The sequence below is a fragment of the Vibrio makurazakiensis genome (assembly GCF_050337375.1).
Classification (GTDB): domain Bacteria; phylum Pseudomonadota; class Gammaproteobacteria; order Enterobacterales; family Vibrionaceae; genus Vibrio; species Vibrio makurazakiensis.
In genome coordinates this window covers 1-5,911 of record NZ_JAKJSW010000240.1, presented here as the reverse complement: position 1 = coordinate 5,911, position 5,911 = coordinate 1, and the positions used below count along the sequence as shown (strand labels likewise).

The 5,911-nt window shown below is 40.9% G+C and carries 8 protein-coding genes; 3 read left to right on the top strand and 5 right to left on the bottom strand.

Features of this window, described 5'->3' with window-relative positions; genetic code table 11:
• Positions 1-225: DoxX family protein (locus L4C33_RS18905; RefSeq protein ID WP_428813960.1), on the bottom strand; the 225-nt coding region annotated here is incomplete at its 3' end.
• Between the two features lie 203 nt (positions 226-428).
• Between L4C33_RS18905 and L4C33_RS18900 the strand changes: the two genes are divergently transcribed.
• Complete coding sequence (locus tag L4C33_RS18900; protein WP_428813959.1) at positions 429-1,334, top strand: LysR family transcriptional regulator; 906 nt, start codon at positions 429-431, stop codon at positions 1,332-1,334.
• 113 nt (positions 1,335-1,447) lie between these two features.
• Here the strand turns inward: L4C33_RS18900 and L4C33_RS18895 are convergent, their stop codons facing one another.
• The 3 genes from L4C33_RS18895 to L4C33_RS18885 form a co-directional block, all read right to left on the bottom strand.
• On the bottom strand, positions 1,448-1,750 hold the full coding sequence (locus L4C33_RS18895; RefSeq protein WP_428813958.1) for a hypothetical protein: 303 nt from the start codon (positions 1,748-1,750) through the stop codon (positions 1,448-1,450).
• A 235-nt stretch (positions 1,751-1,985) separates the two neighbouring features.
• Positions 1,986-2,585, bottom strand: coding sequence for a hypothetical protein (locus L4C33_RS18890; RefSeq protein WP_428813957.1), 600 nt, complete (start codon positions 2,583-2,585; stop codon positions 1,986-1,988).
• An 84-nt stretch (positions 2,586-2,669) separates the two neighbouring features.
• Positions 2,670-3,152 carry a MarR family winged helix-turn-helix transcriptional regulator gene (locus L4C33_RS18885; protein WP_428813956.1) on the bottom strand — a complete coding sequence of 161 codons (483 nt, stop codon included), beginning with the start codon at positions 3,150-3,152 and terminating at the stop codon, positions 2,670-2,672.
• 123 nt (positions 3,153-3,275) lie between these two features.
• Between L4C33_RS18885 and L4C33_RS18880 the strand changes: the two genes are divergently transcribed.
• Positions 3,276-4,169, top strand: coding sequence for a DMT family transporter (locus L4C33_RS18880; protein WP_428813955.1), 894 nt, complete (start codon positions 3,276-3,278; stop codon positions 4,167-4,169).
• Positions 4,170-4,276: 107 nt separating this feature from the next.
• On the opposite strand, the gene L4C33_RS18875 is transcribed toward L4C33_RS18880, so the two are convergent.
• On the bottom strand, positions 4,277-4,768 hold the full coding sequence (locus L4C33_RS18875) for a GNAT family N-acetyltransferase (RefSeq protein ID WP_428813954.1): 492 nt from the start codon (positions 4,766-4,768) through the stop codon (positions 4,277-4,279).
• Between the two features lie 341 nt (positions 4,769-5,109).
• Here L4C33_RS18875 and L4C33_RS18870 point away from each other — a divergent pair, with 341 nt between their 5' ends.
• Entirely contained in the window at positions 5,110-5,565 is a 456-nt protein-coding gene (locus L4C33_RS18870) for a hypothetical protein (protein ID WP_428813953.1), read from the top strand.
• The last annotated feature ends 346 nt before the right edge of the window (positions 5,566-5,911 follow it).

The following is a 5,911-nucleotide window of genomic DNA, read 5'->3' as shown; positions in this document are numbered from 1 at the left end:
TGAAAGTGCAGTAAACCGAGTCATGAACCCCGCGAAAATCGCGAGCCCGCCACCTAATTCCAGTAAGATAACCAAAGGCAATAAGTGAGAACTGACACCTTGAGAAGCCATGTACCCTGCAGTCCCTTCATAGTTAAATAACTTTCCCCAACCGGCTTGAATAAACAAATAAGCCAATAATATACGTGCCAAAAAAGTAAGTGAGTCGTTCCATCTGATTTTCATAATGCTGAGCCCTTATAAAATTTACGGGTAGGTTATTCAACTCAGGAGCAGGATGATATCCAGAAAAATAGGACAACCTGTTTGGATTTTTAGTAGACATACTCGTATACAAATTCCCGTATAAATATGACTTATATCACACTCCAATGCTGATACTATGCCCCTACCCCCCCCGAAAGTATTACTAGATATTGACTGTTCTTATGAAAACTCTGAAGAAAACACTTCCTCTTGATACCTTACAATTATTGGATGTTTTACAACGTGAAGGGACTTTCTCAGCCGCGTCCGCTCATCTTAATCGATCCGTCTCGGCACTCAGCTATCAAATTCAAAAATTAGAAGACGACCTCGGGGTTCTGATCTTAGATCGCTCCGGACATAGAGCCGTATTTACGCAAGTCGGCCACATGTTAGTAGATAATGGTCGACAGCTTCTCGCAGGTTCAGATGAACTCATTAAGCAGATACAACGTTTCTCAAGTGGTTGGGAAAGTGAATTGCTTGTTTCTTATGATGGCATTATTGGACAAGACATTGCGCTGTCATTAATCGATGAAATGGCTTCCGAATGCAGCACTCAACTCTATGTCCAAGAAGATATTCTGTCGGGGGGTTGGGAGGCGTTAACCTCAGGAAAGGCCGATATACTGATCTCGTCAATGCCGAATGTCGAACTACCTAACACAGTGAATAGTAAAACCATCGGTAGTGTTGAGATGATCTGGGTAGCAGCGAAAAACGCTCAAATATTGAATGAGGAAAATCCACTCAGCGAATCGACACGGAGAAAACACACCATTATAGCCGTGGCAGATACCGCTCAGTCAGCACCTAAAATAACGAAAAACATCTTATCAAATCAGAAAACGAGCACTGTAAGTTCAATGAGCAGTAAGCTACTCGCTATTCAACGTAACCTAGGTATCGGAACCTTACCTAAACAATTAATAACAAGCGAGCTAGAGGCTGGAAGTTTGGTTGAAATAGGCCACGCGAGAACGGTAGAAATTGTACTGGCGTGGCAGATAGGAAATATGGGGAAGGCAAAAACGTTGGCTTTGAAGAAACTAGAAAAATGTTGGAAAGCCTCTAATCAAACGGGCTAACCCCCTAAAAAATAATTCTGAGCTCCCTAGTTATCAGGATCTAAACAACCCCAAATATCGAATCCATTTAAATACGTCACTTGTATAGAGCGTTCGACATTTGGGCTAACCGTTTACTTATCTCGTCCAATGAATCGGCTTTGTTGAACACTCTCTCCATGGGGAGTCGTTACCTCAAATTGATACACTCTTGGAATGTTCCCCTTGTAGAAAAATGCTCGTCCTCTGTCTGAAGTCTCTTTCATTTGTTGGCCACGAAGGTTGGTTGTCACCTGAGCATTAGAAAGACGTTTCCCATCCTGGTAAACCGTGACTAGAACACCATTCATTTGTTCGGTGATCGACATTTTCAGTTCCGCATGTGACGAAAACGAAGTCGCTAACAGTAAAGCGCTAAGGGCAAATTTGAATTTCATATTCAGTAATCTCTGTGTTGTTGGAATGAGAGAAATATACTGAGGGCGAGAAACTAATGATAACGGGTAGTCTTAAAAGAGATGTCCTAAAATATTGGATTACATCGATATAACTTACCCTGTTTTGTGCCTGATGATATTGGTAAGTACAGCCACACTCGCACAAAAAAACCGAAGCTCATCACTTCGGTTTCTATTTTAGCTACATGCTTTAACGCAACGCGGCTTAAATGATTTACGACTCACCGTCGATTTTTGCCGTTCTAACTTGCTCGTCCAATTCAAACAATAGTTTGGCAGCCTCCATATGTTCAGGATAATCACTGAACTGTTGACGACAAGTATCAGTCATTTTATTCAGGTCTTCAGCAAGCATAAGCTTCCAGTAGAGCTTTGTTGTATGCAGCATCGCCAGCAAAGGCTTAAATACATTCTTCTCATAGACTTGCATGAGCTCTTCGAGAATATCTTCGCGATCATTTTCATTTTTGATCGGTTCTTTCAGCACATTAAGCACCTCTTGGTACTTCGTGTTTTCCGTTAAAGCGTCCATAACAGAAACATTGTCTTTCGCTAAGTCGGTTAACTTAGTTCGAATAATATTGAGCCAATTTTCCTTTGTCAGATCACCTTCAGAAACGTTCTCAAAGTCATTACGGATTTTCTTCTCAATTTTCCCCTGAGCATTCATCAAAACATTACGAACTTTTTGAAAAGGCAATTGAAACTCTTTGCAAAGCTCAATGATTAAAAGATGAAACCCACCACCAGGTAGGTGGAGGTTTTCTTTAAAAGTTGCAATGGCTTCTTCTTGCTGCAGCGTTAAGTCGCTCATGTTGATCGTGTTCCTGTTCTTTTCTTCTAACTTACAGCCCAACTCGGTAATTCATTGTCTTACCAAGCAAGGCTTAAATAACGCTTATTCGTAAGCACTTAACCATGTTTTCAATAATTGATTGGTGTTCTTTTTCTGGCTAGCAGACAGTGACTTCACTAATTTCTTTTGGGTTTCAACGTGTTCGGTCATCATCTGATCAATTAATACTAAACCATCTCTTGTTAATTCAACCGTCACGCTACGGCGATCTTCTTTGCTGTGCGCGCGAACAATCAACCCTTTAGCTTCAAGTTTATCTAGGCGATTGGTCATCGCACCTGAAGTTAGCATCATTGTTTCAATCAACTCTGATGGAGTTAAGCGATAAGGTTTACCTGAACGACGTAGTGTCGCTAACACATCAAATTCACCCAGCTTCATGTCGTATTTTTTATGAAGATCAGCTACTTGAGTCTCCATGTATTTAGCAATGCGCATTATTCTGCCCATCATTGCCATTGGTTCTGTTTCTAGCTCCGGCTTTTCCTTAGCCCACTGCTCTACTACGCGGTCGATGGCGTCCATTTGCAATCTCGCTCTCTATTGGTTTTTAAACTTCAAATTAGTTTAACATAAAGATACTTTACAATCATTGATTAACGTTATACAGTTCACACAATTGGTTATCTTAACGTAAAGATATTTTAGATGAATATACTACTTGCAATGATCCCCGCATTTTTTTGGGGAACGACGTATGCAGTGACGCAATTTACGCTACAGGAGTGGCCACCATTATTATTAGGCGCATTACGCGCATTACCTGCTGGTTTATTATTACTGGCAGTTAAGCCAACGTTACCTAAAAAAGGTGAATGGCAGATCATATTCAGTTTAGGTTTGATCAACATTGCCACCTTCTTTGGCTTGATCTTCGTTATGGCTCTGACATTACCTTCGGCTATATCAGGCGTTGGTATGATTTCCGTGCCTGTATTCGCGATGATATTCCACTGGATAGTGAAAAAGCAGCGCCCACACTTTATTCAAGCAGTCTCTGGTGCAGGGTTAATCGCACTGGCTTGGATGCTGTTTAACCCAAGTCAGATCTCTTTAAACCCGGTTGGACTAGGTGCAATGTTCGCCGCGATCATGTGTATTATTGTTGGCAGCAGCATCACCAAGTCTTTGGGGAACCGCATGCACTGGTGGACGGTATTAACTTGGCAACTGATTTTGGGCGGAGCAATTCTTTCTATCGCTTCTATTGCTCATGCTTTCATTGAACCAGAGCAATACGCGAATGCCGTCAATAACTTCAATACACGCAATTTCATGGGCTTAGTATGGGTTATTGGTTTGAATACTGCGCTTGGCTACGGTATGTATGTATGGTTATTGCAACGTATGTCTGTCGTTGATTTCACATTCGGTGGCATTGCTAACCCAGTGGCTGGCATTGTTACAGGTATGGTATTAATGGGTGAGTCTTTCACTGCTACTCAATACTCATTCATGGTAGGTATGATTGTGATGTCACTGGTACCACAGATCATTCTCTCCATCAGACAAGCAAAACATGTTCGTGTAGTCACCGAGTAAGTTGTAATTACAGCGAACTTCACGAGAAGAAACAACAAGGCCTCATTCATTGAGGCCTTGTTGTATTTAAAACAGATTATTTCGCAAAATCATAGATATTACGCCGCTTACCCATCACTTAAAGACTTCAACATCCAAACGTCGCAACCATTATGTAAAGTGCCCTCTAATGGTTTATCTAAGTGGCTAAAGCCCATTTTTTCATATAAAAAAACGGCTTGTTTCATGTTTGATAACGTATCCAAGTAACAACGTTCAAAACCTTGCTGCTTACCGAATGCTAAACACATTTCTGACAACTTACGACCAACGCCAAGCCCTCTGCCTTCTTTGAGTAAAAACAGCTTCTTTAATTCACACGTGTCTGCACTGTCTAAAAACGGGGCAACACCACAGCCGCCGACTAATTGGTCTTCTACAAATGCGAGCAAATAAAGGCTCTTACGATCTTCAGTGTAAAACTGACTCATGGCTTTTACTTCTTCATCTGAAGGGCCAAAACCGTCACCGACTGCGCCATATTCCACACCAACCGCATGAATGATTTCGCTAAGTTTGGCATCATATTCTGCCGTTACAGGTACAATGTTCACATTCACTTTTAATTCCCTTCATTGTTATCGGTTTAACGCCTGCTCACATCAATAAAACTGGCTCACTAAGTTCCAGACTAAACAAGAACGAAGCTCATGCCTATCAATAAATCCAACAGAACATCTCTACTATAATTACGATGGCTTAAATGCACATTTTAGAGCTCAGTTATTCACTCTCTCACTTTTAGGCTGAGTTTTATTAACTTACGCTATGCGAAACACTCAAAGTCATTCATCAACAAAATGGTCTCATATAAGGTTACAGTTTATCTTTTTAATTAGTTAAATCAGCCCTGCCTTGGTTGCATAATAAAACAAACTCCTACATTAAAAGCTTTTTGATTATGCTCAGATTAATTACCCCATCTATATTGCTTCCTCTACTGTTCGGTTTTCAGGCACATGCTGAAAGCTTTGAAGATCGGATGCAGCGTATCCAGCAAGAAAACGCGTTAGCAGATTCGATATCAGAAGAACAAGCGCGACTCATACAGCAAACGGTTCAAACAAATCGTTGTGCGAAGATTGCGATTGCACATCACCATCGAGTCCTGGATCAATACGAAAAAGCGACCTCTTCTTCCGAACTTTTTGAACAATGGTCAGAGCGTGGTGAAAAGCTGGATAAGCAATATGAACTGGACTACCCGACCTACCCAAAACACATATTCCAAGAATATCAAAGTGCGGCGGCGCTAGTGGATGGTTATATATTCGCTCTGCGTGATAATGATTTAGATGAAAAGAAGTGGCTGAATACCGAGTTACTTAAGTGCCAGAAAAACGAAGTGATTAAGTGATTAGATAAACACCTAAAGGCTGAACTTTTTAACACGAAACCAAGAAAAGAGTTCAGCTTGGTCCTCCCTTTCCTGACTAAAACGCAACACTCCTACCTCAAGTTCCCAATAGTCACCCACTTTAAAAATATAACAAACACCCAAGAACCAAGCTAACCACCTGATAATAAACAACTAAAAAATACACACCGTCATAAACACGCTCTCTTGACAAACATTTACACAAGAAACAGTTGCACACGCAACAATTGCAATGTAAATTAACTCCATCAACGCGACATTGAGTCGCAACGTTTAATTACTTCATACATTGAAATATAGCCAAATAAGAGAGACAGCCATGAAT

Excerpts from the sequence above, each read along its gene's own strand:
- L4C33_RS18900 (WP_428813959.1), top strand. The coding sequence starts at position 429 with ATGAAAACTCTGAAGAAAACACTTCCTCTTGATACCTTACAATTATTG.
- L4C33_RS18895 (WP_428813958.1), bottom strand. The coding sequence starts at position 1,750 with ATGAAATTCAAATTTGCCCTTAGCGCTTTACTGTTAGCGACTTCGTTT.
- L4C33_RS18890 (WP_428813957.1), bottom strand. The coding sequence starts at position 2,585 with ATGAGCGACTTAACGCTGCAGCAAGAAGAAGCCATTGCAACTTTTAAA.
- L4C33_RS18885 (WP_428813956.1), bottom strand. The coding sequence starts at position 3,152 with ATGGACGCCATCGACCGCGTAGTAGAGCAGTGGGCTAAGGAAAAGCCG.
- L4C33_RS18880 (WP_428813955.1), top strand. The coding sequence starts at position 3,276 with ATGAATATACTACTTGCAATGATCCCCGCATTTTTTTGGGGAACGACG.
- L4C33_RS18870 (WP_428813953.1), top strand. The coding sequence starts at position 5,110 with ATGCTCAGATTAATTACCCCATCTATATTGCTTCCTCTACTGTTCGGT.